The 24,179-nt window shown below is 56.5% G+C and carries 22 protein-coding genes; 8 read left to right on the forward strand and 14 right to left on the reverse strand.

The genetic code is table 11. From position 1 onward, the window contains the following. Window positions 1–32 precede the first annotated feature (32 nt). The 4 genes from aqpZ (at window position 33) to hcr (ending at window position 4,519) form a co-directional block, all read left to right on the forward strand. A complete protein-coding gene (aqpZ, locus tag V5P19_RS09325; RefSeq protein WP_334402402.1) occupies window positions 33–728 on the forward strand; it encodes an aquaporin Z in 696 nt (231 codons plus the stop codon). A gap of 115 nt (window positions 729–843) precedes the next feature. Then, entirely contained in the window at window positions 844–1,743 is a 900-nt protein-coding gene (locus V5P19_RS09330) for a lysine exporter LysO family protein (RefSeq protein WP_334402404.1), read from the forward strand. A gap of 144 nt (window positions 1,744–1,887) precedes the next feature. Further along, complete coding sequence (gene hcp, locus V5P19_RS09335; RefSeq protein WP_334402406.1) at window positions 1,888–3,540, forward strand: hydroxylamine reductase; 1,653 nt, start codon at window positions 1,888–1,890, stop codon at window positions 3,538–3,540. A gap of 10 nt (window positions 3,541–3,550) precedes the next feature. Next, entirely contained in the window at window positions 3,551–4,519 is a 969-nt protein-coding gene (gene hcr, locus V5P19_RS09340) for an NADH oxidoreductase (protein ID WP_334402407.1), read from the forward strand. Window positions 4,520–4,563: 44 nt separating this feature from the next. Here the strand turns inward: hcr and V5P19_RS09345 are convergent, their stop codons facing one another. Then, on the reverse strand, window positions 4,564–4,998 hold the full coding sequence (locus V5P19_RS09345) for a DoxX family protein (RefSeq protein WP_334402409.1): 435 nt from the start codon (window positions 4,996–4,998) through the stop codon (window positions 4,564–4,566). A gap of 151 nt (window positions 4,999–5,149) precedes the next feature. Here V5P19_RS09345 and poxB point away from each other — a divergent pair, with 151 nt between their 5' ends. From poxB to V5P19_RS09365, 4 genes are all read left to right on the forward strand, one after another. Further along, window positions 5,150–6,868, forward strand: coding sequence for a ubiquinone-dependent pyruvate dehydrogenase (gene poxB, locus V5P19_RS09350; RefSeq protein ID WP_334402411.1), 1,719 nt, complete (start codon window positions 5,150–5,152; stop codon window positions 6,866–6,868). Window positions 6,869–6,906: 38 nt separating this feature from the next. Beyond that, window positions 6,907–7,908, forward strand: coding sequence for a low-specificity L-threonine aldolase (gene ltaE, locus V5P19_RS09355; RefSeq protein ID WP_334402413.1), 1,002 nt, complete (start codon window positions 6,907–6,909; stop codon window positions 7,906–7,908). A gap of 10 nt (window positions 7,909–7,918) precedes the next feature. Beyond that, window positions 7,919–9,355, forward strand: a complete 1,437-nt coding sequence (locus V5P19_RS09360) for a DUF2867 domain-containing protein (protein WP_334402415.1) — start codon at window positions 7,919–7,921, stop codon at window positions 9,353–9,355. Window positions 9,356–9,448: 93 nt separating this feature from the next. Further along, entirely contained in the window at window positions 9,449–10,462 is a 1,014-nt protein-coding gene (locus tag V5P19_RS09365) for an NAD(P)-dependent oxidoreductase (protein WP_334402417.1), read from the forward strand. An 89-nt stretch (window positions 10,463–10,551) separates the two neighbouring features. Here the strand turns inward: V5P19_RS09365 and V5P19_RS09370 are convergent, their stop codons facing one another. From V5P19_RS09370 to gspE, 13 genes are all read right to left on the reverse strand, one after another. Then, the gene (locus V5P19_RS09370) at window positions 10,552–12,384 is read right to left on the reverse strand and encodes a glycoside hydrolase family 19 protein (protein WP_334402419.1); all 1,833 of its coding nucleotides are present in this window, start codon (window positions 12,382–12,384) and stop codon (window positions 10,552–10,554) included. 140 nt (window positions 12,385–12,524) lie between these two features. Continuing rightward, the gene (iagB, locus tag V5P19_RS09375; RefSeq protein WP_334402754.1) at window positions 12,525–12,977 is read right to left on the reverse strand and encodes a type III secretion system invasion protein IagB; all 453 of its coding nucleotides are present in this window, start codon (window positions 12,975–12,977) and stop codon (window positions 12,525–12,527) included. Window positions 12,978–13,113: 136 nt separating this feature from the next. Further along, on the reverse strand, window positions 13,114–15,843 hold the full coding sequence (locus tag V5P19_RS09380) for a glycosyl hydrolase family 18 protein (RefSeq protein ID WP_334402421.1): 2,730 nt from the start codon (window positions 15,841–15,843) through the stop codon (window positions 13,114–13,116). 262 nt (window positions 15,844–16,105) lie between these two features. After that, on the reverse strand, window positions 16,106–16,903 hold the full coding sequence (locus tag V5P19_RS09385) for an A24 family peptidase (protein ID WP_334402423.1): 798 nt from the start codon (window positions 16,901–16,903) through the stop codon (window positions 16,106–16,108). Continuing rightward, window positions 16,900–17,385, reverse strand: coding sequence for a type II secretion system protein M (locus tag V5P19_RS09390; RefSeq protein ID WP_134349269.1), 486 nt, complete (start codon window positions 17,383–17,385; stop codon window positions 16,900–16,902). Before V5P19_RS09390 ends, V5P19_RS09385 begins: the two co-directional genes overlap by 4 nt. Beyond that, window positions 17,382–18,512, reverse strand: a complete 1,131-nt coding sequence (gene gspL, locus V5P19_RS09395) for a type II secretion system protein GspL (RefSeq protein ID WP_334402429.1) — start codon at window positions 18,510–18,512, stop codon at window positions 17,382–17,384. Before gspL ends, V5P19_RS09390 begins: the two co-directional genes overlap by 4 nt. Before the next feature lie 15 nt (window positions 18,513–18,527). After that, window positions 18,528–19,544, reverse strand: a complete 1,017-nt coding sequence (gspK, locus tag V5P19_RS09400; RefSeq protein ID WP_334402432.1) for a type II secretion system minor pseudopilin GspK — start codon at window positions 19,542–19,544, stop codon at window positions 18,528–18,530. Further along, window positions 19,541–20,182, reverse strand: coding sequence for a type II secretion system minor pseudopilin GspJ (gene gspJ, locus V5P19_RS09405; protein WP_334402434.1), 642 nt, complete (start codon window positions 20,180–20,182; stop codon window positions 19,541–19,543). The genes gspK and gspJ overlap by 4 nt, the downstream gene beginning before the upstream one ends. Beyond that, on the reverse strand, window positions 20,179–20,553 hold the full coding sequence (gene gspI / locus V5P19_RS09410) for a type II secretion system minor pseudopilin GspI (protein ID WP_134349273.1): 375 nt from the start codon (window positions 20,551–20,553) through the stop codon (window positions 20,179–20,181). The genes gspJ and gspI overlap by 4 nt, the downstream gene beginning before the upstream one ends. Beyond that, window positions 20,546–21,031 (reverse strand): type II secretion system minor pseudopilin GspH, encoded by a 486-nt coding sequence (gene gspH / locus V5P19_RS09415; RefSeq protein ID WP_334402438.1) that lies wholly within the window; start codon window positions 21,029–21,031, stop codon window positions 20,546–20,548. Before gspH ends, gspI begins: the two co-directional genes overlap by 8 nt. Beyond that, entirely contained in the window at window positions 21,031–21,480 is a 450-nt protein-coding gene (gene gspG, locus V5P19_RS09420; RefSeq protein ID WP_042716894.1) for a type II secretion system major pseudopilin GspG, read from the reverse strand. The genes gspH and gspG overlap by 1 nt, the downstream gene beginning before the upstream one ends. 2 nt (window positions 21,481–21,482) lie before the next feature. Next, window positions 21,483–22,691 (reverse strand): type II secretion system inner membrane protein GspF, encoded by a 1,209-nt coding sequence (gene gspF, locus V5P19_RS09425; RefSeq protein WP_334402441.1) that lies wholly within the window; start codon window positions 22,689–22,691, stop codon window positions 21,483–21,485. Next, window positions 22,691–24,169, reverse strand: coding sequence for a type II secretion system ATPase GspE (gene gspE, locus V5P19_RS09430; protein ID WP_134349276.1), 1,479 nt, complete (start codon window positions 24,167–24,169; stop codon window positions 22,691–22,693). The genes gspF and gspE overlap by 1 nt, the downstream gene beginning before the upstream one ends. Between the last annotated feature and the right edge of the window lie 10 nt (window positions 24,170–24,179).

Genomic DNA, 24,179 nt, shown 5'->3' on the forward strand with positions numbered 1-24,179 from the left:
AAAGCGTGCAGAAGTTTATTATTGAGGTGGTTATGTTTAGAAAATTAGCGGCAGAATGTTTCGGTACATTCTGGCTGGTGTTTGGCGGCTGCGGTAGTGCCGTTCTGGCAGCAGCATTCCCGGAATTAGGTATTGGTTTTGTCGGCGTTGCACTCGCATTCGGCTTAACCGTATTAACCATGGCATTTGCCGTGGGACATATTTCCGGCGGGCATTTCAACCCGGCAGTCACATTAGGCTTATGGGCCGGCGGCCGCTTCCCGGCTAAAGACGTTATTGGCTATATTGTTGCCCAGGTTGTGGGCGGCATTATTGCTGCTGCTGTTCTGTACGTCATTGCCAGCGGTAAAGCAGGCTTCGATGCGGCAGCCAGCGGCTTCGCCTCTAACGGCTTTGGTGAGCACTCTCCGGGTGGCTACTCCATGCTCTCTGCCATCGTCATTGAAATTGTGCTGACCGCAGGCTTCCTGCTGGTGATCCACGGTGCGACTGACAAACACGCGCCTGCGGGCTTTGCCCCCATTGCCATTGGTCTGGCGCTAACGCTTATCCATCTGATCTCGATTCCGGTCACCAACACCTCCGTTAACCCGGCAAGGAGTACCGCCGTTGCCATTTTCCAGGGCGGCTGGGCGCTTCAACAGCTGTGGCTGTTCTGGGTGATGCCCATCGTCGGTGGTATTCTGGGCGGCGTGCTGTATCGCACCCTGCTTGAAAAACGCGATTAATTAAGCGTGTGCCGGGTGGCGTAACCGCCCCCGGCTTTTAATGCTGCTTTACTGGTCAGCCTTTATTGGGTAGTGTCTCTGGCGCTCAACGAATACTCAAAAGGACCGGCTGTTCATGTTTTCAGGACTTCTCATTATTCTGCTGCCCCTGATCGTGGGCTACCTCATCCCGCTGCATCGTGAATCCGCATTACGGCTGATCAATCGTTTTCTGAGCTGGATTGTCTACGTCATTCTTTTCTTCATGGGAATCAGCCTGGCCTTCCTGGATAATCTTGCCGCTAATTTACTGTCCATTCTTCATTATTCTGCCGTCACGGTTGTGGTTATTTTGCTGTGCAATATCGCCGCTCTTTTCTGGCTCGAACGCACTATTCCGTGGAAAAATCATCACCATCAGGAAAAACTGCCTTCGCGAATTGCAATGGCGCTGGAATCGTTAAAATTATGCGGCGTGGTGGTCATCGGTTTTCTGCTGGGGCTCACCGGATGGGCTTTTTTACAGCACGCCACAGAAGCCAGTGAATATACGCTGATCTTCCTGCTGTTCCTGATTGGTATCCAGCTGCGAAATAACGGCATGACGCTGAAACAGATTGTCCTTAATCGTCGGGGAATGATCGTTGCCGTTATCGTGGTTGCCAGCTCCCTGGTCGCGGGCGTGATTAACGCCTTTATTCTCGACCTGCCGCTGAAAACAGGGCTGGCGATGGCATCGGGTTTTGGCTGGTATTCCCTTTCCGGTATTTTACTGACCGAATCTTTCGGACCGGTGATTGGCAGCGCCGCCTTCTTTAACGACCTGGCGCGTGAGCTGATTGCCATCATGCTGATCCCGGGTCTGGTCCGCCGCAGCCGCTCGACCGCACTGGGGCTATGCGGAGCCACCTCAATGGACTTCACCCTTCCGGTTCTGCAACGTTCGGGCGGTCTTGAGATGGTGCCTGCTGCCATCGTGCACGGTTTTATCCTGAGCCTGCTGGTGCCCATTTTGATGGCGTTTTTCTCTGCCTGATACTCCTCTGGCGGTAGGATCCCTGCCGCCAAAATTGCGCTAAATCAATATCCCTCGACTTTGTAGAAGAAAGGACTTTTCTCCCTTTCGGCACAAGCATAATCTTAAACATGTATATTAAATATAACTTTAACAGGTGTGATTATGTTTTGTGTGCAATGTGAACAAACTATCCGTACCCCAGCAGGCAATGGCTGCTCCTATGCGCAGGGCATGTGCGGCAAAACGGCTGAGACGTCAGACCTGCAGGACCTGCTGATCGCTGCCCTGCAGGGGTTGTCTGCCTGGGCATCCAAAGCCCGCGAGTACGGCATCGTCGACCACTATGTTGACAGCTTTGCCCCGCGCGCATTTTTCTCCACGCTGACTAACGTCAATTTTGATTCCCCACGCATCGTCGGCTATGCCCGCGAAGCGATTGCCCTGCGCGAAGCGCTGAAAACACAGTGCCTGAATGCCGATGCCAGCGCGCGCGTTGAAAACCCGATGTCAGCGCTGCAGCTGGTGAGCGACGATCTGGGCGACCTGCAGCGTCAGGCGGCAGAGTTCACGCCGAACAAAGACAAAGCGGCGATTGGCGAGAACATTCTCGGCTTGCGCCTGCTGTGCCTGTACGGCCTGAAAGGTGCCGCGGCGTATATGGAGCACGCCCACGTTCTGGGTCAGTACGACAACGACATCTACGCGCAGTACCACAACATCATGGCGTGGCTGGGAACCTGGCCTGCCGATATGAACGCGCTGCTTGAATGCTCAATGGAAATCGGCCAGATGAACTTCCGCGTGATGAGCATTTTGGATGCCGGTGAAACCAGCACCTACGGCCATCCAACGCCGACTCAGGTCAACGTCAAAGCGACTGAAGGCAAATGCATCCTGATCTCCGGCCATGACCTGAAGGATCTCTACAACCTGCTGCAGCAAACCGAAGGCACCGGCGTTAACGTGTATACCCACGGTGAAATGCTGCCCGCACACGGCTACCCGGAACTGCGTAAATTCAAACACCTGGTTGGGAACTACGGCAGCGGCTGGCAGAACCAGCAGGTTGAGTTCGCCCGCTTCCCTGGTCCTATCGTGATGACCTCTAACTGCATCATCGACCCGACCGTCGGCGCCTATGACGACCGCATCTGGACTCGCAGCATCGTCGGCTGGCCGGGCGTAAGCCACCTCGAAGGCGACGATTTCGGTCCGGTTATTGCCCAGGCGCAGCAGATGGCAGGCTTCCCGTACAGCGAGATCCCGCATCTCATCACCGTGGGCTTTGGCCGCGAAACTCTGCTCGGCGCCGCAGATTCCCTGATTGATCTCGTCAGCCGTGAAAAACTGCGCCACATCTTCCTGATTGGCGGCTGCGACGGCGCGCGCGGTGAACGTAATTATTTCACCGACTTCGCCACCCGCGTCCCGCAGGATTGCCTGATCCTGACCCTGGCGTGCGGGAAATACCGCTTCAACAAACTGGACTTTGGCAACATTGAAGGGCTGCCGCGCCTGGTGGATGCCGGTCAGTGTAACGACGCCTATTCAGCCATTATTCTTGCGGTCACCCTGGCGGAAAAATTGGGCTGCGGCGTGAACGACCTGCCGCTGTCTCTGGTACTCTCCTGGTTCGAGCAGAAGGCGATTGTCATCCTGCTGACCCTGCTCTCTTTGGGCGTGACCAATATCGTGACCGGCCCAACGGCGCCAGGCTTCCTGACGCCGGACCTGCTGGCCGTGCTAAACGAGAAATTCGGTCTTCGTTCCGTGACCACGGTCGAAGAAGATATGCAGCAGCTGCTGAGCGCGTAAGGAGCGATTCATGACCATGCCAACCTCGCAATGTCCGTGGCGGATGCAGGTTCATCACATCCATCAGGAGACGCCGGATGTGTGGACGCTGTCACTGCTGTGCCATGACTATTACCCCTACCGCGCAGGGCAATATGCGCTGGTCAGCGTCCGCAACGCGGCGGACACGCTGCGCGCCTACACGATTTCCTCTACCCCGGGCGTGAGCGAGTACATTACGCTCACCGTCCGTCGCATTGACGATGGCGCAGGCTCCCAGTGGCTAACGCGTGACGTGAAGCGCGGAGATTACATCTGGCTGTCTGACGCGCAGGGTGATTTCACCTGTGACGATAAGACGGAAGATAAATACCTGCTGCTGGCGGCCGGGTGTGGCGTAACGCCGATAATGTCCATGCGCCGCTGGCTGGCCAAAAACCGCCCTCAGGCCGACGTGCAGGTGATCTTCAGCGTGCGTTCTCCGGATGACGTGATTTTTGCTGATGAATGGCGCAACTATCCGGTGACGTTGGTGGCAGAACACAACGCGACGCACGGGTTTGTCGCGGGGCGTCTGAGCCGCGAGCTGCTGCAAAGCGTGCCGGATATTGCTCAACGTACCGTGATGACCTGTGGCCCGGCACCGTACATGGATGTCGTGGAAGAACAAGTGAAAGCCCTGGGCGTGACCCGCTTCTTCAAAGAGCAGTTCTTCACCCCTGTGGCGGAAGCGGCAACCAGCGGGATTCAGTTCACTAAACTGCAGCCCGCGCAGACCTTCTTTGGCCGTGTCGGCACCACGCTGCTGGAGGCGCTCGAAAGCAACAAGGTGCCGGTTGTAGCGGCCTGCCGCGCAGGCGTATGCGGTTGCTGTAAGACGAGAGTGGTTGAAGGCAACTACACCGTCAGCAGCACCATGACGCTAACGGAAGCGGAAATTGCTGAAGGATACGTGCTGGCGTGTTCTTGCCATCCACAGGGTGATTTGGTTATTGCCTGATAAAAATGCCCGGTGGCGATAACGCTTACCGGGCCTTCAAACCGTCACCGCCACGCCGGCGCTTTCCCCACCGCGTAACGCCCTGCCCCTAAAAATACGACCGCCAGCGCACCGATAAAGAAGTACACCAGGCTTTCAATTGCCCACGCGCCGACGGCATCGAGCGCAAAAGTTTTCCCCGTGCCTACCATCAGCCATGCCACGATCATCGTGAAGGCCAGCACCAGCGCCGCAGGCCGCGTAAAGAGGCCGATAACAATCAGGATGGGTGCCACCACTTCACCTATTAACACACCATAGGCAATAAACCCCGGTAACCCTTTTTCCACCAGCATGCCGCTGATGAACCCCACACCACCCAATAATTTGTGCAACCCATGAAATAACATCAGCCCGCCGACGGCAAGTCGTAACAAGAGTTTGCCGAGATCGTCGCACGATAGCTTTTCATTAACAGCAATTAACAATGATTTAACCATTTGAAATGATTCCTGTTTTCACCCAATGTTCAGCCAGAGTATGCCGAAGAGTTACATTTGAAATCCACCTTTTAATGAGGGGGTAAAGCAGGCAAGACAGGGACTTTCTTCTAAGCTTGTAAGCGATATCACAAAAAGGAGATGGACACCCATGAAACAAACTGTGGCTGCATACATAGCGAAGACCCTTGAACAGGCTGGCGTGAAGCGTATCTGGGGCGTAACCGGCGATTCCCTGAACGGACTGAGCGATAGCCTTAATAAGATGAAAACCATCGAATGGATGCCCACCCGCCATGAAGAAGTGGCTGCTTTTGCCGCAGGTGCCGAAGCACAGCTGACGGGCGAGCTGGCGGTCTGCGCCGGATCGTGCGGGCCAGGAAACCTGCACCTGATTAACGGCCTGTTCGACTGCCATCGCAATCACGTCCCGGTGCTGGCAATAGCGGCGCACATCCCCTCATCTGAAATCGGCAGCGGCTATTTTCAGGAGACGCATCCTCAGGAGCTGTTCCGTGAATGCAGCCACTACTGCGAGCTGGTCTCGTCGCCCGAGCAGATCCCTCAGGTATTGGCGATTGCCATGCGCAAAGCGGTGCTGAACCGCGGCGTATCGGTGGTGGTAATACCGGGCGACGTAGCGCTCAAAGCGGCTCCGGAAGGGGCCAGCACCCACTGGTATCACGCGCCTCAGCCCGTGGTGACGCCTGCCGAAGAAGAGCTTAAAAAGCTGGCGCAGCTGCTGCGTTACTCCAGCAATATCGCCCTGATGTGCGGCAGCGGCTGTGCCGGAGCGCATAAAGAGCTGCTGGAATTTGCCGGTAAGCTAAAATCGCCGATTGTCCACGCCCTGCGCGGCAAAGAACACGTCGAATATGACAATCCCTATGATGTGGGTATGACCGGGCTGATCGGTTTTTCCAGCGGTTTCCACACCATGATGAACGCCGACACGCTCATTTTGCTCGGCACCCAGTTCCCCTATCGCCCGTTCTACCCGGCAAATGCCAAAATCATTCAGATCGATATCAACCCGGCCAGCATCGGCGCGCACAGCAAAGTCGATATGGCGCTGATCGGCGATATCAAATCGACCCTTGCGGCCCTGCTGCCGCTGCTGGAAGAAAAAACGGACCGCACGTTCCTCGATAAAGCGTTGAGCGATTATCGCGACGCGCGTAAAGGGCTGGACGATCTCGCTAAACCCAGCGATAAGGCCATTCATCCGCAGTATCTGGCACAGCAAATTAGCCATTTCGCCGACGACGATGCCATCTTTACCTGCGACGTCGGCACACCAACCGTCTGGGCCGCGCGCTATCTGAAAATGAACGGCAAACGCCGCCTGCTCGGCTCGTTCAACCACGGCTCGATGGCAAACGCCATGCCGCAGGCGCTGGGCGCGAAAGCCACGGCACCGGAACGTCAGGTGGTGGCGATGTGCGGTGACGGCGGGTTCAGCATGCTGATGGGGGATTTCCTCTCCGTGGTGCAAATGCAGCTCCCACTCAAAATCGTGGTCTTTAACAACAGCGTGCTGGGCTTTGTGGCGATGGAGATGAAGGCCGGTGGCTACCTCACGGACGGCACCGAGCTGCATGACACCAACTTTGCCCGCATCGCTGAAGCCTGCGGCATCACCGGGATCCGCGTGGAGAAAGCCTCGGAGGTGGACGAAGCCCTGCAGCGTGCCTTCTCCATCGACGGTCCGGTGCTGGTCGACGTGGTTGTCGCCAAAGAAGAGCTGGCGATCCCGCCGCAGATCAAGCTGGAGCAGGCCAAAGGCTTTAGCCTGTACATGCTGCGCGCCATTATCAGCGGACGCGGTGACGAAGTGATCGAACTGGCAAAAACCAACTGGCTCAGGTAAAACATCTGGCATCGCCTTTAACATTATAAGGACATGCCATGATTGATTTACGCAGTGATACCGTAACCCGCCCGAGTCGCGCCATGCTCGAAGAGATGATGGCCGCCCCGGTCGGGGACGACGTATACGGCGATGATCCAACGGTTAATGCGCTACAGCGCTACGCGGCAGAGCTGAGCGGTAAAGAGGCCGCGCTGTTTCTACCCACCGGCACCCAGGCAAACCTGGTAGCGCTGCTCAGCCATTGCGAGCGTGGTGAAGAGTATATCGTCGGCCAGGGCGCGCATAACTATCTGTACGAAGCGGGCGGTGCCGCGGTGCTCGGTAGCATTCAGCCGCAGCCTATCGACGCCGCACCGGACGGTTCCCTGCCGCTTGATAAAGTCGCCGCAAAAATTAAGGTCGACGATATTCATTTCGCCCGTACAAAGCTGCTCAGCCTGGAGAACACGCATAACGGCAAAGTGCTCCCGCGCGACTACCTTAACGCCGCCTGGGAATTTACCCGCGAGCGCAATCTGGGCCTGCACGTGGACGGCGCGCGCATCTTCAACGCCGTGGTGGACTATGGCTGCGAGCTGAAAGACATCACGCAATATTGCGACTCGTTCACCATTTGCCTTTCAAAAGGCTTAGGGACGCCGGTTGGCTCACTGCTGGTCGGCAATGCGGACTACATCAAGCGCGCCAACCGCTGGCGTAAGATGACGGGCGGCGGCATGCGCCAGTCCGGGATTCTGGCCGCAGCCGGGCTGTATGCGCTGAAAAATAATGTGTCGCGCCTGAAGGACGATCACGACAACGCCGCGTGGATGGCGGCGCAGCTGCGCGAGATTGGCGCCGACGTGATGCGTCACGACACCAACATGCTGTTCGTGCGCGTAGGCGACGATCGCGCCGCTTCGCTTGGCGAATTTATGAAGGAACGTGGCGTACTGATCAACGCTTCTCCTGTCGTGCGTCTGGTGATGCATCTCGACGTCAACCGCGAGCAGCTCGCTGACGTGGTGAAACACTGGCAGGCGTTTTTACAGCGTTAAGGAGCATAACGTGTCGCAACGTATTCTGGTGCTCGGTGCCAGCGGCTACATCGGCCAGCATCTGACCACAGCGTTAAGCCAGCAGGGAAATCAGGTGCGGGCAGCGGCACGCAACACTGAGCGCTTGCAAAAGCAAAACCTTCCGGGCGTGACCTGTCACAACGTCGATCTCAACTGGCCTGTCGCGCTGCCTGCGCTGCTGGACGGGGTCGATACGCTTTACTATCTTGTCCACAGCATGGGTGAAGGCGGCGATTTTATCGCCCACGAGCGTCAGGTGGCGATGAACGTCCGCGACGCCCTGCTGCAAACGCCGGTTAAGCAGGTGATTTTCTTAAGCTCGCTACAGGCTCCCGAAAACGAGCAGTCCGACCATCTGCGCGCGCGCCAGCTGACGGCTGACACCCTGCGTGATGCCAACATTCCCGTCACCGAACTGCGCGCCGGGATCATCGTTGGCGCGGGTTCAGCCGCCTTCGAAGTAATGCGCGACATGGTCTATAACCTGCCGGTGCTCACCCCTCCACGCTGGGTCCGTTCACGCACCACGCCCATTGCGCTGGAGAATCTACTTCATTACCTGATAGCGCTGCTGGAACACCCCTCTGATCAGCATCGCGTACTGGAGGCCGCCGGCCCCGACGTGCTGAGCTATCAGGAGCAGTTTGAGCATTTCATGCGCGTCAGCGGCCGCCGACGCTGGCTGCTGCCGATCCCCTTCCCGACTCGCTGGATTTCGGTTTGGTTCCTGAACGTCATTACGTCGGTGCCCCCCACCACGGCGAAGGCGTTGATTCAGGGGTTGAAACACGATCTGCTGGCAGACGACCGCGCGCTGCGCGCGCTGATCCCGCAGGAGTTGATCCGCTTTGACGATGCGGTACGCAATACCCTGAAAGAAGAAGAGAAGCTGGTGAACTCCAGCGACTGGGGCTACGACGCCCAGGCGTTTGCCCGCTGGCGCCCGGAGTACGGTTATTTCCCGAAACAGGCGGGCTGCACGGTGAAAACGTCCGCCAGCCTGCAGGCGCTGTGGGAGGTGGTAAACCAGATCGGCGGCAAAGAGGGCTATTTCTTCGGCAATGTGCTCTGGAAAACGCGCGGCGCGATGGATCTGCTCGTGGGGCACCGACTGGCAAAAGGCCGCCCTGCTCGCCCGTATCTTGAAGTGGGTGATACGGTCGACAGCTGGAAGGTGATCGTTGTCGAACCTGAAAAGCAGCTGGCGCTGCTGTTTGGCATGAAAGCCCCGGGCCTGGGGCGGCTGTGTTTCACCCTCAAAGACCAAGGTGATTATCGGGAACTGGACGTTCGCGCCTGGTGGCATCCACACGGCATGCCGGGTTTGTTCTACTGGCTGCTGATGATCCCGGCGCATCTTTTTATCTTCCAGGGGATGGCAAAACGTATTGCGCATCTGGCAGAACAAAAGACGGAAAAGATCTAAATAAAACTCTTATTCTTTCACCTTTCCCATTGCATACCGCCGTAATTCACGAAAGAATGCGCACGAAATTCTTTTTCAACACAGTGGATTGATATGAAGGTACTGGTTACCGGGGCGACCAGCGGCTTAGGCCGAAATGCGGTCGAGTTTCTGCGCAACAAGGGCATCAGCGTCAGGGCAACCGGTCGCAACGAGGCGATGGGTAAGCTGCTGCAAAAAATGGGTGCAGAATTTGTCCATGCCGACCTGACGGAGCTGGTCTCTTCTCAGGCGAAAGTGATGCTCGCCGGTATCGACACCCTGTGGCACTGCTCCAGCTTTACCTCCCCGTGGGGCACGCAGGAAGCGTTCGACCTCGCCAACGTGCGCGCCACGCGCCGCCTGGGCGAGTGGGCCGTTGCCTGGGGCGTGCGTAACGTTATTCATATCTCATCCCCGTCACTCTATTTCGACTATCACCACCACCGCGACGTGAAGGAAGATTTCCGCCCTGCACGCTTTGCCTGCGAGTTTGCCCGCAGCAAGGCCGCCAGCGAGGAGGTGATAGACCTTTTAGCACAGTCGAACCCGCACACGCGGTTTACGATTCTGCGCCCGCAGAGCCTGTTCGGGCCGCATGATAAAGTGTTTATTCCACGCCTGGCGCAGATGATGCACCACTACGGCAGCGTGCTGCTGCCGCGCGGCGGCGATGCGCTGGTGGACATGACCTACTACGAAAATGCCGTTCACGCCATGTGGCTGGCAAGCCAGCCGGATAGCAATCATCTGGTCTCTGGACGCGCCTATAACATCACCAATGGCGAACCCTGCACGCTTCGCAGCATTGTCCAGCGGCTGATCGACGAGCTGCAGATCGACTGCCGCATCCGTTCGGTGCCTTATCCGATGCTGGATATGATCGCCCGCAGCATGGAGCGCTTTGGCAGTAAATCAGCCAAAGAGCCTGCGCTAACCCATTACGGCGTGTCAAAACTCAACTTCGATTTCACGCTGGATATTTCCCGCGCGGAGAATGAACTGGGATATACACCGCTTGTGACGCTGGATGACGGGATAGTACGCACGGCGGCATGGCTGCGGGATCACGGGAAATTGCACCGCTAAATCTACGACGCCGATCTGTCCCCTCTCACCAAAGGGGAGAGGGAAAGAGTAAACACGAAAACGGCAACCCGAAGGTTGCCGTTATGATTTTACAGAGCCGTCCAGGCATCAGCCCATGCCAGACCTGCGCCCGGTTCATAGTATGCCGGGGCGTTATTACACCAGCCGCTGTACGGGAACGGTTTGCACTGGAACAGTTTACCGTGGTTGTTCACGATATCACCGGCCTTGTACTTGTTGTTCGCGCTCCATGCCGCGTAAGAGCCAGAAGAGCCTTCGTCATTAGACGGCGCCGCTTCTTTCGCCTTCACGTTCAGCAGGTAGGACGTGGTGCTGCTCAGCTCGCCATCGCTGACGGTCAGGCTCACTTCGTACTGCTGTGCTGTTGCCGCTTCAGGCGCACTGAAGGTAACAACCGCTTTGTCTTCGCCAGTCACGGTCTGACCATCCTGTAAACGCCAGGTATAGGTCAGTTTGTTACCGTCTTCATCGCTGGAGCCTTCTGCGCTCAGAGAGACCTGCGCACCCGCTTCAACCGCACCGATTGGACCGGCGATCTGCGCCACTGGCGCATGGTTGACGGCTGCCGGCTCTGCCGGGGTTTCGTCCGGCGTTGGCGTCGGGGTAACCGGGGTTTCATCTTCAGACGGCGTTGGCGTTGGGTTTACCGACGTTTCATCCGGCGTGGTCGCGGAACCGTCGTCATTCACGATGTTCACGTTAAAGAACTTCTGTACACACTTAGTGTAGTCGCCGTCTTTGAACGCGCTGAATGGCGTCTGGTAGCCCACCAGTTGGCAAGAATAGGTTTTGCCATCAGGTGTATCCGAGCTCCACCCCCAGTCCTGTTCCCAGTAGATCTTCAGGGCGCCCGCGCCACCTTCGTCGAACTGCTTCATGTTGGCACAGCCAAGCACTTCGTTAGCCGGAACAGGCACTTTCAGGTAGTTAGCAAACTCTTTGTAGTACTTAATACGGTTCTGAGACTGCGCAATTTCAGTCGGGCCACCGCACTCTACGCCGCCGTTGATGATCTGGGTGGTTACGCCGAAGCCGGAGACCAGACCGTTAGCCTTGTCGTGATCGTTCGGCTGCCAGGTGCCGTCGATAACCTGCAGCATGCTTGGTTTTGGCGGCTGTGGATAGGCGAAGAAGAAGATGGCGCTGGCCAGGTTCAGCCAGGTGTCCGCCACCAGCTCGGGTTTTTCCAACAGAACTTTCACGTCGCCGTACATCGCTTCGGAGAACGGACCATAGTTATAGTTGTAGGACAACTGCTTCGCGCCGCGGCCGAAGTAGCTCAGGAAGTCACCGTCTTTGTCTTTACCGCACGGCCAGGTCTGACCCTGCCAGACGTCGGTATTACATTCGCCGTTATAGCCGCCCTTCTGGCCTTCGCTCCAGCCCATTTCGCGCACATAGACCAGCGCCTGACGCCATTCGGCTTCCGGACGCCAGCTTTCGTGACCGCCTGTTTCCTGCGCAAAGTGGGCAAACATGGTTGCCAGCTCTTTACGGCAGATGGCGTCGCTGTCGCGGCCGTCTTTGTAGGTGTCGCACAGCGCCGGGAATTTACCCACCGCTTTCAGGAAGTTGCTGTAGCTGTAATCCTTTGCACGCAGTGGGAACAGGTATTCCCAGTCGCTCTCTTTCAGGATCCCTTCAACGCGCTTGACGTTAGCCGGATTTGACGCACGGCCTGGCTCAATTTGCTCAACCTGAGCGTTGTCCAGCGTGCGGATGGTATCCTTCACAGACTGCATCAGTGGGAAATCTGTAAGCTCTTTCTCCTTTTTCGCCAGATCGCTGGCTTTCATGGTGTAAGGCGTGGTGCTTTCTGCCTTCAGCATGGTGGCCTGAGCCATAATCGGTGCTACGCAGACACCGGCAATCAGTACGCTCAGTAATGTCCTTTTATTCATCTCGATTGTTCCTGTTAAATACGATTGTGTTAGTTAATAAAATCCCAGTTTATTTATTAATCCATTAATAAATAAACTCCAGACAGCTGCTTTTCATTTTCTGAAGAGTACTTAGGGGTACACTTCAAAAAAGAAAAAACTCACCAGTCATTTCTTTCGCGTGCAGCAGATTTTAATTGCTGATACTTCGCCCAGACTTTATGGGCATACACCATACGCTTTGGATAATTTTCTTTTTTAATCCCGGCGTTATAGGCACCGACGGCTTCCCAGTTATATCCGTAGACTTTAATCATGCCTGACAGAATCGATGCGCCCACCATAATAGAAGTACAAGGTTCTGTTATAAGTCTACGTTCGCTGATACCGCGTCGTTCAAGCTCCGAAAAGTGCGAGCTGTTAATTTGCATTAATCCTACGTCAATTGTGCCATCATGATTTTTCCCGACAGCGTAGGGATTCATTCCTGATTCCACATTCGCAATGGCATAAAGTAAATAAGGGTCAACATGATAATAATGCGCCGCCTTATCCCAGCAGTTCGCCAATGCGCTTTGGCTTAATATCAATAACAGCAACAGTAATCGCTTCATCATTCACCTGCGGTGGTACGTTTTATTTCTCCTCAAACACGTCCTGTTAAATATTTTAGTTACAGACCACACCCGAAGCGGGGTGTGGTCTGTGATTGTGGGCGGATATCACACCCACAATTTCAGGCTCAGAAGATTATTTGCAGTCAGCTGACGCGCCTTCTTTTACCCATACATCGCTGTTACCTGGTTTATCACCCTGGGTCCACCACTTCGCACGGTACTCGAAGCCCTGGTAGGTCGTCTTGTCGCCGCCGTTGTAGACCGTGTCAGCGCGCCAGTTCATTTTCACCTGGCTGACCAGTTCCCATGCATCTGCACCAAAGCCTGGCTTGTTGCCCTGAGTCCAGTACTTCGCTTTCCAGACCAGGTTATCAGCGCTTACCAGATCGCCATTGTTGTAGACTTTGCTGGATTCCCACGCAGCATATTTGCTGGCGTTGGCATCAGCCGGGTTGTCGCAGCTGCCTGTGGCAGTCCCTTCGTCAGATGGACTGGTGCCTTCGTCAGATGGGTTGGTACCTTCGTCAGCCGGAGGAGTCTCTTCATCAGGCACAACCGGGGTCGCTTTCGGCGTCACGGTAACCTGTACGTTGGACTGTACGCTGGTTTTACCGTCGCTCACCACCACGCTCAGGGTATAGCTTGAGTCAGTGGTAACCTCTGGTGCAGTGATCTGTACGCTTGAGGTATTGGTACCGGTGGCGTGCATATCGGATGGAATGCTCCAGGTATAGGTCAGCGCATCACCGTCTGGATCCGCAGCCTGCACGTTCAGCGCATAAGACTGGCCAGCTTCCAGGGTCACGGCCTGCATCTGGTTCACAACCGGTGCCTGGTTAGCCTTAGGTGCTTTGTTCAGAACCTGCACGTCAGCGGTGCTGCTCAGCCCTTTCGCATCGGTCACGGTCAGACGGAATGCCAGCGTCTGATTGCTGGTGACAGCGCCAACGGAGAAGGTCGCTTTCGCTTTGTTGCTGTTGGTCAGCGTGACGGATGGACCAGAGATCTGGGTCCATTTGTAGGTGATTGCATCGCCATCAGGATCGGTAGACGCTGAGCCATCCAGGGTGACGATTGCAGGACCCATCACGGACTGATCGACCGCCACAGCAACTGGAGCATGGTTAGTCACAACCGGTTCAACCGGCGTTGAGCCACCCATCAGGCTTTCGTTCATGGCGTTCAGGATGTCGCCGTTATCGGAGTCGATAGACCAGGAGAACAGACCACCCAGATTTTTCGCCACGACATACTTACCTTTAGCGGTAGTCGAACGGGCATCTTCATAGGAGATCAGATCGCCGGTGGATTTGTTAAAGACGTACGGTGCTTCCGCATCCGCGTCATAACCGGATTCCCAGCCCGGCTTGCCTTTGTACTCGTTCACAATTTGACGATAGTCAACCACACCCGGTTCCCAGGTCCCTTTCACTGCGCCAGTCGCGGTGCCGGTGAACGGGTTGTTGCCGGTGTAGCCGTGAACGCCTGTCCAGCCGCGGCCATACATGCCCGCACCGACAACGATTTTGCCTGGCTGTACGCCCTGCTCCAGCAGCGCGTCAACGCCCTGCTCCAGCAGCGCGTCAACGCCGTTAGAGGTGGTGTAGTTGGTATCCGGACGCCATGCTGGTGCGTGCAGCGCCGCCTGGTGACCCAGTTCGGTGTTGCTCCATGCGCCGTAGAAGTCATAGCTCATCAGGAAGATATGGTCGAGGTACTGCTGGACGGTGGTGTAGTCCACGTCTTCAATCTTATCTTTACCGGAACCAATTGCGGTAGTCAGCTCATAGGTACGACCGGTTTGTGTTGACAGTTCGTTCAGCATGGCACGCAGATCGTGCATCAGTACGGTATAGGTTGCTTTATCCTGCTGTGCGTTGCCCAGCGCTTCGTTCACACCGCCGCCGCCAGGGAATTCCCAGTCGATATCCACGCCGTCGAAGAATTTCCAGGTTGTCAGGAAGTCTTTCACTGAGGAGACAAAGCGCGCACGGATAGCCGGATCGTTCATTTTGAAGAACGGATCGGACATGGTCCAGCCGCCGATAGATGGCAGCACTTTCAGGTCTGGATGCGCTTTTTTCAGCGCCATCAGCTGGCCGAAGTTACCTTTGTACGGGTCGTCCCAGTTAGAGACGCCGGATTGCGGTTTCTGCAGCGCCGCCCACGGGTCGTGGATCGCCACGGTGAAGTCCTGGCGGCCAGCACACGCGCGCTGAAGCGCGGCGAAGCTGTTGCCGTTTTCAACGGTTTTCAGACCGTCGTTAATGCCGTCACCGCCGCAGATTGGAATGAAGCCATACAGGATATGGTTCAGGTTAGCGGCCGGGATTTTATCAACCGGGAAGTTACGGCCATATACGCCCCACTCCGGGAAGTATGCGCCGACCACTTTATCGGTGTGCTTCGCGAAGGTTTTGTTGTTCTCCTGCATCGCACCGTTGAGCGGCAGCAGGTGGCTACCGTCGGTATCCGCAACGATAACCAGCTTGCTTGCACTTTTGGCGCATCCGCTGGTGTTACAGAGTTCAACCTGTTCCTGATAGCGGCCACCTTTTTTTACCTTGAAGGTCGCGGAACCGGACGCACCGGCAGCGCCTGACCACACGGTCTGACCGTCGAGCAGAACTTTACCGGAGGTTGGCGCATCGCCGCTCCAGACGTTCCACTCAACCTTCACGTCCACACCATCGTTGTGTACTTTAACGAGCGTGCCGTAATCCTGTGCGGCCTGGTCTACTTCAACGAGGGCAAACTTATCATTACCACTGCTAATTGAAGGCGTACCTGGCGCTGCGGCGAATGCGGAGCCGGAGACAGCCGCAACAAAAAGGGCCAGATATTTAGGCTTCATAAATTTCATTATTAATTCCTGATAACATTATTTGTGAAAATTAAAATAACCATGTATTCCATATAACATGGGCGAGTCGTGAATAAGTCAGTTCAATAAAACTGCGGATAATACTTAATTGTGAAAAACATGTAGTACGCTAAAATATCCTCCATAAAAAGACATGAGCGATAATCCTTACAGCTTATGCTTCTTACAATACGCCGGGAATTAAATTAAATCCTTCCATTCCCTTATCGAAAAAATTTTAAAAAAAACTTGACCGCGCAAATCAGAATGTGAATTGCAGCGTCTGGAGAATAAAAATAGTCAATCCAGCCAGTGACAACATCGGACCAAACGGAATAACGCTATTTTCTTTAACAGCTTTATAAAAAAGAAAATACAATGCGATACCGCTCAATGCAGCTGCCAGCAATAATGAAGGCAATGCCTGCCAGCCGCACCACGCCCCCAGCGCGGCCAGCAGTTTGAAATCACCGTAGCCCAATCCCTCACGACCGGTGGTCAGGCGAAATGCCCAGTAGATCAGCCACAGCGACAGGTAACCCGCCGCCGCGCCGTACAGCGCATCCGACAGCGGTAAGGTCTGAAAAAACGCATGATTTAACAGCCCTGCCCACAGCAGCGGCTGCGTCAGACAATCCGGCAGCAGCAGGTTTTTCGCGTCTATCGCCGCCAGCGGCAACAGCCCGCACCAGAGAACCCACAGCGAAATCAGCGCGGCCGCAGACGGGGCATACGCCGCCGTCAGGGCAAAAAACAGGGCACTGGAAAGCTCAAGTAACAGCAGGCGCAGCGGGATCGCAGTCTGACAGCACCGGCAGCGCCCGCGCAGGCAGCACCAGCTCAGAACAGGAATATTTTCCCACCAGGAGAGCGTATGGGAACACCCCGGGCAGTGGGATGCCGGAAACAGCAGATTCCCGGCCCCCTCCTCTTCTTTGATGAGCGGAGGTATGCGTTCGACCACCACGCCAAGAAAGCTGCCGAGAATGCCGCCAAGCGCACCGCTCAGGAGACACAGGGCGGGCATCTGGCTGCCCTGAAGCAGCGTCAATGAGTTCATGCCGCTTTCGCCCACGAGAGCTTAATCTGCGCCTTAACGTCGCTGAGATGATCCACCGGGGTAAGATCCATTTTTTCCAGACGCACACCGGAGGTTAAATTCACCTCCCTGAGCCAGCCCTTCAGTTCATACACGTTTATCCGGTCGATATTAAACGACATGGATTGACCATCCTGCTGAATATTACTCAGCGCAACATGGATCTCTTTGGCGCTCTCTTCCACCACGCTTCGTGGGTTACTGGTTTTTAATACTTTGGCCTGAAGATGGTTTTTATTAATTTCTTCGCGCATCCAGTTCAGGGTCTGTTTTTGTTTTTGCAGCGTGCTTTGTTCGTTTTTTATAATGCCATCCAGCGGGGTCATCACCCCGTACCAGATAAAGGCGCAACAGAGCGCCGTGCCGCACAGTTTAAACAGATTTCGCTCGCGCGGGCTGTAACGCAAATAACGCGCCTTTAATTGTCCCATTTTCTCTTTCATTTATATTTCCCTGTGAGGATGGCGGTATAAGGCGCTTCACTGGATACCGGCTGCAGCGTAAAGTCGAAGGTGTCACTCGCCTTATTAACGAACGCCTTCAACGCCGTGGGATCCATTGAGCTGATGTTCAGCGTGAGCTGATTCTGCGTGTCGTCGTATCCGACTTCGCTCAGCTCGACAGAAGGGAGCGTTTGCTTAATCTGATCCAACGCGTCCAGTTGAAGAAAGAATCCTTTCTTCTCTTTCTTCATGTTCTGCCCGAAGTGGTATTTCAGGTTGGTGGTCTGGCGCAGCGTCGGGAAGTAGTGCTGGGCCAGCTCAACCATCTGCTGCTGTGCCAGGTTTTCCTGGTTGGTCAGCATCCAGGCCATGCCGACGCGGGGGCCAATCAGCAGCCCCAGGCTCAGCACCGCCACGGCGGCGATGGCCGATTTCGCATAGCGGAAGCCGGCGCTCTCGCCTTTGGCAGAAAAATCACCGTGCAGCAGATTGGCTTTGCAGCTTTTCCACTGCGGCTGGATCAGCACTAGCGGATGCTGCCAGGCCAGCTGCTCATCCACCTGAACGCCCGCTGGCGCATCGCCGTAGCTGACGATGTCACCTGTGCACTGCTGGCTCAGCAGCAGCGGCAGCAGCGCGGCGTCGGTTTCACAGGCACCAAACGGTGAGTAGCGCATCCAGTAGCCGCTGTCGGTGGAAACCAGCGTGCTCCCGCCCTCGGCCACCGGCAGCAGGATCGCATCCGGCAGCACCTGCACCACCGTCAGCCCGGCATCGGCACAGCGGTCAAGCCAGTAACGGAGGCGGTCGGCATCGATAGCAACGGCGTCCACTTCCCGCCCTTTCTTGTTGAGCACAGTCCAGTGGAGGTTGTCCACGTCGCCAATCAGCGTTTCTTCTGCCAGCCACGAAAATTCTGCGCCCCCTTTTTTGGACAGCGTGAAGTGGCGGAAGATCGTCTCGCTGGCGGGCAGTAACAGACACACTCTGGCGGCCAGCGGGTTATCCGCGAGGTCCGCCAGGGATGCCAGCCCCTGCCGTTGTTCCACATGCTCGCGACCGGACTCGCACCACATTATGTTCCCGTCCTCGTGCGTGTCGGGACGAATAAAAAGCACCTGTTTCATAGAGTTCGTCTTGTGTTATTCAACCATTCGGTAGCGGCGTTGCCAGGTAATAACCTTCCCGGCTTCATTATCAACATGAAGCTGGCTGACGACGCGCAGCGTTAAATCGTCGGTATTGCCGGTACTGTTGACCCGGAAATAGCTACTGTTCACCGCAAGCAACGCCTGAACCTGCTTGAGGGCGTCTTTGGTCTGCGGATAATTTGTCTCAAGCTCTTTCAGGAACGCCTCCATCGACTCCCAGCCCTCTTCCGGGCGGGAGGCGATAAGCCGGGCGGCCTCGTCCTCACTCAGCGAGCCGATAAACAACGCGGCCAGCAGCGGCGCCTGTTCCCTGGTCAACGTATTCACGTCCACCTTGCTGGCGCTGTCGGGTAAGGCACACAGCACTTTGCTGACCTTCCCGTAGGCCGCCGCCGGAAACGCGGGCAACAGCTTGAGTTCGCCCGGGGTGCGCATCATCTGATTCGCGGGCTGGCGCGCTGGCTGCACGCCAGCCCAGGCATCCGTCTCCAGCCCCTCTTTTGCCGTCGCGGTATCGCCGTCGAGATAGTCCAGCAGCTGCTGGTAAATCTCTTCAGCGTCACCCGCGGAAATGCCGCTGTCGGCCAGGAGCTGCTCGACGATGCGTTCTTTCACCGGTTTTTCCGGCAGGGCACCTGCGGTCTGTACCGCTGGCATTTGATCTGCCGCCAGCAGGTTATTGACGTTAAAGCAGGTCTGGGCATCCTCAGCCTGGCTCACCACGGTGTAGTTTTCCCCCCTGGTCTCCACCGGCTCCGTCCATTCGCCCTTCGGCGACAGCCCTTTGCTCTCGCCGCTGGCGTAGGTCTGGAGCCGATCTTCAATCGTTTTTTGCTGGCTCTGAATGGACCAGCGCAGCTGCTGCTGGCTCACCTGATAGCGGGTTTTCTGCAGATTGCGGCAGAACTGCTGGCTGATTTTGGCCGCCAGGGCCGACATCATGACCAGCAAAATTAGCACCACCAGCAGCGCGACACCGCGCTGTTTCCGAACCGATTTTCCGCTCATTTATTCTCTCCTGACGGGGCGGGAACCGGCTGCGGTTGCGCAGGCGTCGCCGCATCGGTCGGCGCCGCTGGCGCGTCCGGCAGATCCCCCGGTGTGGTGAACACCCAGCGCCAGGTATCGCCGTTCTCCATGGTCAGCAGCAGCTCTACGCCGTCCGGCTGGTGCGCCGTATCGGTCCATTTGCTCTGCCAGCCTGCTTTCCAGAAACGCCACGACATCTCTTTAATATCGCTGAGGATCGGCACCTCTTCCGGCTTCGCATCTGCTGGGCCGTCGATGACTGGCCAGATGTCCCGCCACAGCGTTTTATCTTTTAACCGCCAGCGCACGCGCTCCAGCTGAACCTGACCGCTCACGCCGTTCAGCGTGGTCAGTTCCAGGCCGTCTTTACCCAGAACAAATACATCAGGCTCGTTGCGCGGGGCATGCGCCTGAAGCTGGAAGAAATCCCGCTCCAGCAGGTTATAGGCGCGCTGAAGCTGGTTTAACCGAGTGGCCGCCACGTCGGTGGCGTTAGACGTGCGCATCGCCCCGTCAAGGATTTGCCAGGCAAGCAAGCTGATGACCGCAAAGATGGTCAGCGCAATCATGATCTCCAGCAGCGTAAAGCCCTGCTGACGCTGAGTGTGCTTACTCATTTCGCCTCTCCGGGTTCCATCACCTGCAGGGTAATCACCGGTTTATCTTCATCGCCCTCGGCGTACACCTGCACCTCATCGGCAAAGCGATTTTCCGCGGTTTTTACCCGCTGCTTGCGCCAGGTCCAGTTTCTGCCGCCCATCGTTTCCGTACCCGTTTGCAGGGCATCCGGGAACGGCGTGTTGCTCAGTTTTGCCTCCGCCAGCTGGTTTTCCGCCACCCAGCTCGCCTGCAGCGAGTCGCCCAGGCCATGGGTGAAACGCACATTCAGCGAGACGGAGTTCATCAGCGCCAGCGCAGCGGTGGAGAAGATGACCAGCGCGACCATCACTTCCAGCAGGGTCATCCCCTGTTCTTTGCGTTTAGTCATCGTTCTCTACCGACACTGGTGATGCGCCCTGCGACACCACGCTAAAGCGCTGCTTTTTGTCGAAACTCTGCAGCCCAAGCCTGAAACGGCCGATCTCCCCGTCCGGTAAAAAGACTATCTGCGGCGTCGCGTCCGTTGTGGCAGCAATGCGCTGCGGCGACAGCGAGACGTGCATCTCTTCCGGGAACGCGCCGTGGGTGACAATGCGCCCGGCGGTCAACGGCTCCCAGTGACGCTCGCCGTCTTTTTCGGCCCAGGCAACCAGCTGATATTCAGATGTTGTGACCACCAGTCCGACGATATTTCCGTCCATCACCGCGCGGTCTGAACCATATTCAACGAGGGCTTTTAACTGCTGACCGAAAATATCCGCACCGCTGCGCGAGGGAATAGTCGAAACGACCATCATGGCGCAGCTGGCAAATATCACCAGCGCCAGAATAATTTCCAGCAAAGTAAACCCACGTTGCTTATTCATTACTTCTCTTTCTTATCTAAAGACCAGTTGGTAATATCATCAGCCGTATTGGCTTCGGCATCCGGACCCGCAGAGAAAACATCCACCGCGCCATGTTCACCCGGGCTGACCAGAATATAATCATTGCCCCACGGATCTTCCGGCAGGCGGCGAATATAGCCGTCGTCACGGTAGTTTTTCGGGATCGGCGCGATTTCAGGTTTGGTGACCAGCGCCTGTAAACCCTGTTCGGTGGTGGGATAACGGTGGTTATCCAGCTTGTACATATCCAGCGAACCTTCCAGCGCCACGATATCGCTGGTCGCTTTCTGGCTGTCCGCTTTCTCTTTGTTACCCATTAAATTTGGCACCACCATACTGGCGAGGACGCCAAGAATAACGATGACCACCATTAATTCGAGCAAAGTAAACCCGGCCTGACGCTTCAGGCTATTTCGTTTTAAAGACATAGTTAACCCACCATATTATTGAGCTGAAGAAGTGGTTGTAATATTGACAGCACGATAAATAAGACGACTGTCGCCATTGTTACCACCAGTGCCGGTTCAAATACCGACAGTGTTAAAGTAATTCGATGCTGTAATGCCGATTCCTGGTTTTCCGCGGCGCGATCCATTAATGAACCCAATTCCCCGCTCTCTTCGCCGGAGGCAATCATGTACAGCATGGTTGGCGGAAAGAGTTTCGCCTGGTCCAGCGCGTTATACAGAGACGCGCCCTGACGGACGGTATCCGCCGCCTGCTCCAGCACCTGCCGGGCATAGAGGTTTTCGATCCCGTCCATCGCGATATACATCCCTTCCAGCAGCGGTACGCTACTGGCCTGCAGAATGCTGAGCGTGCGGATATAGCGCGCGCTGTTGATGGCGCAGACCAGCTTTTTGATCGGCGAGCCGTTCACCAGCCAGCTGTTCCAGCGAAAACGGTTTGCTTTTTTCTTCACCCACGCCTTAAAGCCCACAGCCGCGCCAAAGAAACCACCCGCAATGTAGATCCCGTACGCCTGCAGGAAATCGCTCACCGCGATCAGCGTGCGGGTGGTGATCGGCAGCTGCTGCTTCATATGCACAAACTGCTCGATCACCTGCGGCACCACCGCCACCAGCAGGATGCTGATGACCGCTACGGCGACCACCGTCAGGGTAATCGGGTAAACCATCGCCTGCGTCAGCTTGCTTTTCATCTTCTGACGCTGCTCGTTGTACTCCGCCAGCTTCTCCAGCACATCGCCGAGGTGGCCGGTTTTCTCCCCGGCCATCACCAGCGTGCAGTAGAGCTTGTCGAAGGTGCGCGGGAACTGGCTGAAGGCGTCAAAAAGGGTATGGCCTTCCACCACTTTCTCGCGGATTTCGACCACCATCGCCGCCAGCTTTTTGTCTTCCGTCTGCTTCGAAATCGCCTTCAGGGCGCTTTCCAGCGGCAGCGACGCATTGACCAGCGTCGACAGCTGACGGGTAAACATCGACAGCACCGGCACAGAGAGTTTGGCCCCGGTTTTGGCTTTTGTGCTGGCCGCGTTTTCACGGGTTTCGGTGATGGTGAGCGGCATCAGCTTCTGCTCGCGCAGCGTCTGGCGCACCTGCTTTGGCCCTTCCGCCTGCAGCGTGCCGCGCTGGGTTTTCCCGGCGGCATCGGTGGCGGTCCACACGTAGAAAGCCATTATTCATCGCCTCCACGCTCGGCGGTCACGCGCATCACCTCTTCCAGCGAGGTGATGCCGCTGATGACTTTCATCAGGCCGTTTTCGCGCAGGCTGTAGGCCTGTTTGAAAAGCTCGGTTTCAATGGACATTTCATCTTTGTCTTCATGAATGGCGCGGCGCATGGTGCTGTCGACCACCAGAAACTCGTGAATGCCCGCGCGTCCCTGATACCCGCTCTGGCGGCAGTGCTCGCAGCCGACGGCGCGATAGATGGCCTTCGGTGGCGTATCCATAAAGCTAAACAGCGCTTTTTCATTGTCATCCAGCGGACTGGTGGTACGGCAGTGCGGACACAGCCGACGCACCAGACGCTGGGCAATGACGCCGAGTAGCGACGAACCGATCAAAAAGGACTCCAGCCCCATGTCCCGCAGGCGGGTGATGGCCCCCGCAGCACTGTTGGTGTGCAGCGTCGACATGACCAGGTGACCGGTGAGCGACGCCTGCACCGCAATTTGCGCGGTTTCGCCGTCACGGATTTCCCCGATCATCACCACGTCCGGATCCTGACGCAAAATGGCGCGCAGGCCGCGGGCAAAGGTCATGTCCACGCGCGGGTTGACCTGCGTCTGCCCCACCCCTTCCAGCTCGTACTCAATCGGATCTTCGACGGTCAGAATGTTGCGTTCATGCCCGTTGAGTGCCGACAGAATGGCGTACAGGGTGGTACTTTTACCGGAGCCTGTCGGCCCGGTGACCAGGATAATGCCGTGGGGGCGACCAATCAGCCCTTTCAGTTTTTCCAGCTCTTCATCAATCAGTCCGAGCTTATTGATATCCGGCTTCAGGTTGCTCTTATCGAGCAAACGCATGACCACGCGCTCGCCGTACTGCGAAGGAATGGTCGACACGCGCACGTCGATCGCTTTACGGCCAATGCGCAGCGAAATACGCCCATCCTGCGGCAGACGCTTTTCGGCAATGTCGAGCTTCGACATGACTTTAATACGCGACACCAGCAGCGGCGCCAGTTTACGCGCAGGCTGCAGCACCGGGCGCAGCACGCCGTCAACGCGAAAACGGATGCTCAGCGTGCGCTCAAAGGTTTCGATATGGATATCCGATGCGCCGTCTTTCACCGCTTCGCCGAGAATGGCGTTGATCAGGCGGATCACCGGCGAGTTTTCGTCGTTATCGAGCAGATCTTCGTTGTCCGGGATCTCCTCGGTTAACGCCATCAGATCGATATCCGCATCCATGTCGTCCACCAGCTGCTGCGAAACGCCGCTGTTCTGCTGCCAGATTTTGGCCAGCATTTCATCGAACGCTTCGGCGCTCAGCGTCTCGGGCACAAAGGCGCGCCCCAGCACCCGGCGCATCTCCAGCAGGGCGAACGCGGGCACGTCTTCACGGATATAGACCACGTCGTTCCAGTACAGGATGCCGTTGTCTTTCGCAAAGCTGCTGGTGCAAAGCTGTTTCGTCAGTTCATCCACGCATCACCTC

The organism is Enterobacter sp. UNJFSC 003 (assembly GCF_036903355.1).
Lineage (GTDB): Bacteria > Pseudomonadota > Gammaproteobacteria > Enterobacterales > Enterobacteriaceae > Enterobacter.

Excerpts from the sequence above, each read along its gene's own strand:
- aqpZ (WP_334402402.1), top strand. The coding sequence starts at position 33 with ATGTTTAGAAAATTAGCGGCAGAATGTTTCGGTACATTCTGGCTGGTG.
- V5P19_RS09330 (WP_334402404.1), top strand. The coding sequence starts at position 844 with ATGTTTTCAGGACTTCTCATTATTCTGCTGCCCCTGATCGTGGGCTAC.
- hcp (WP_334402406.1), top strand. The coding sequence starts at position 1,888 with ATGTTTTGTGTGCAATGTGAACAAACTATCCGTACCCCAGCAGGCAAT.
- hcr (WP_334402407.1), top strand. The coding sequence starts at position 3,551 with ATGACCATGCCAACCTCGCAATGTCCGTGGCGGATGCAGGTTCATCAC.
- V5P19_RS09345 (WP_334402409.1), bottom strand. The coding sequence starts at position 4,998 with ATGGTTAAATCATTGTTAATTGCTGTTAATGAAAAGCTATCGTGCGAC.
- poxB (WP_334402411.1), top strand. The coding sequence starts at position 5,150 with ATGAAACAAACTGTGGCTGCATACATAGCGAAGACCCTTGAACAGGCT.
- ltaE (WP_334402413.1), top strand. The coding sequence starts at position 6,907 with ATGATTGATTTACGCAGTGATACCGTAACCCGCCCGAGTCGCGCCATG.
- V5P19_RS09365 (WP_334402417.1), top strand. The coding sequence starts at position 9,449 with ATGAAGGTACTGGTTACCGGGGCGACCAGCGGCTTAGGCCGAAATGCG.
- V5P19_RS09370 (WP_334402419.1), bottom strand. The coding sequence starts at position 12,384 with ATGAATAAAAGGACATTACTGAGCGTACTGATTGCCGGTGTCTGCGTA.
- iagB (WP_334402754.1), bottom strand. The coding sequence starts at position 12,977 with ATGAAGCGATTACTGTTGCTGTTATTGATATTAAGCCAAAGCGCATTG.
- V5P19_RS09380 (WP_334402421.1), bottom strand. The coding sequence starts at position 15,843 with ATGAAATTTATGAAGCCTAAATATCTGGCCCTTTTTGTTGCGGCTGTC.
- V5P19_RS09385 (WP_334402423.1), bottom strand. The coding sequence starts at position 16,903 with ATGAACTCATTGACGCTGCTTCAGGGCAGCCAGATGCCCGCCCTGTGT.
- V5P19_RS09390 (WP_134349269.1), bottom strand. The coding sequence starts at position 17,385 with ATGAAAGAGAAAATGGGACAATTAAAGGCGCGTTATTTGCGTTACAGC.
- gspL (WP_334402429.1), bottom strand. The coding sequence starts at position 18,512 with ATGAAACAGGTGCTTTTTATTCGTCCCGACACGCACGAGGACGGGAAC.
- gspK (WP_334402432.1), bottom strand. The coding sequence starts at position 19,544 with ATGAGCGGAAAATCGGTTCGGAAACAGCGCGGTGTCGCGCTGCTGGTG.
- gspJ (WP_334402434.1), bottom strand. The coding sequence starts at position 20,182 with ATGAGTAAGCACACTCAGCGTCAGCAGGGCTTTACGCTGCTGGAGATC.
- gspI (WP_134349273.1), bottom strand. The coding sequence starts at position 20,553 with ATGACTAAACGCAAAGAACAGGGGATGACCCTGCTGGAAGTGATGGTC.
- gspH (WP_334402438.1), bottom strand. The coding sequence starts at position 21,031 with ATGAATAAGCAACGTGGGTTTACTTTGCTGGAAATTATTCTGGCGCTG.
- gspG (WP_042716894.1), bottom strand. The coding sequence starts at position 21,480 with ATGTCTTTAAAACGAAATAGCCTGAAGCGTCAGGCCGGGTTTACTTTG.
- gspF (WP_334402441.1), bottom strand. The coding sequence starts at position 22,691 with ATGGCTTTCTACGTGTGGACCGCCACCGATGCCGCCGGGAAAACCCAG.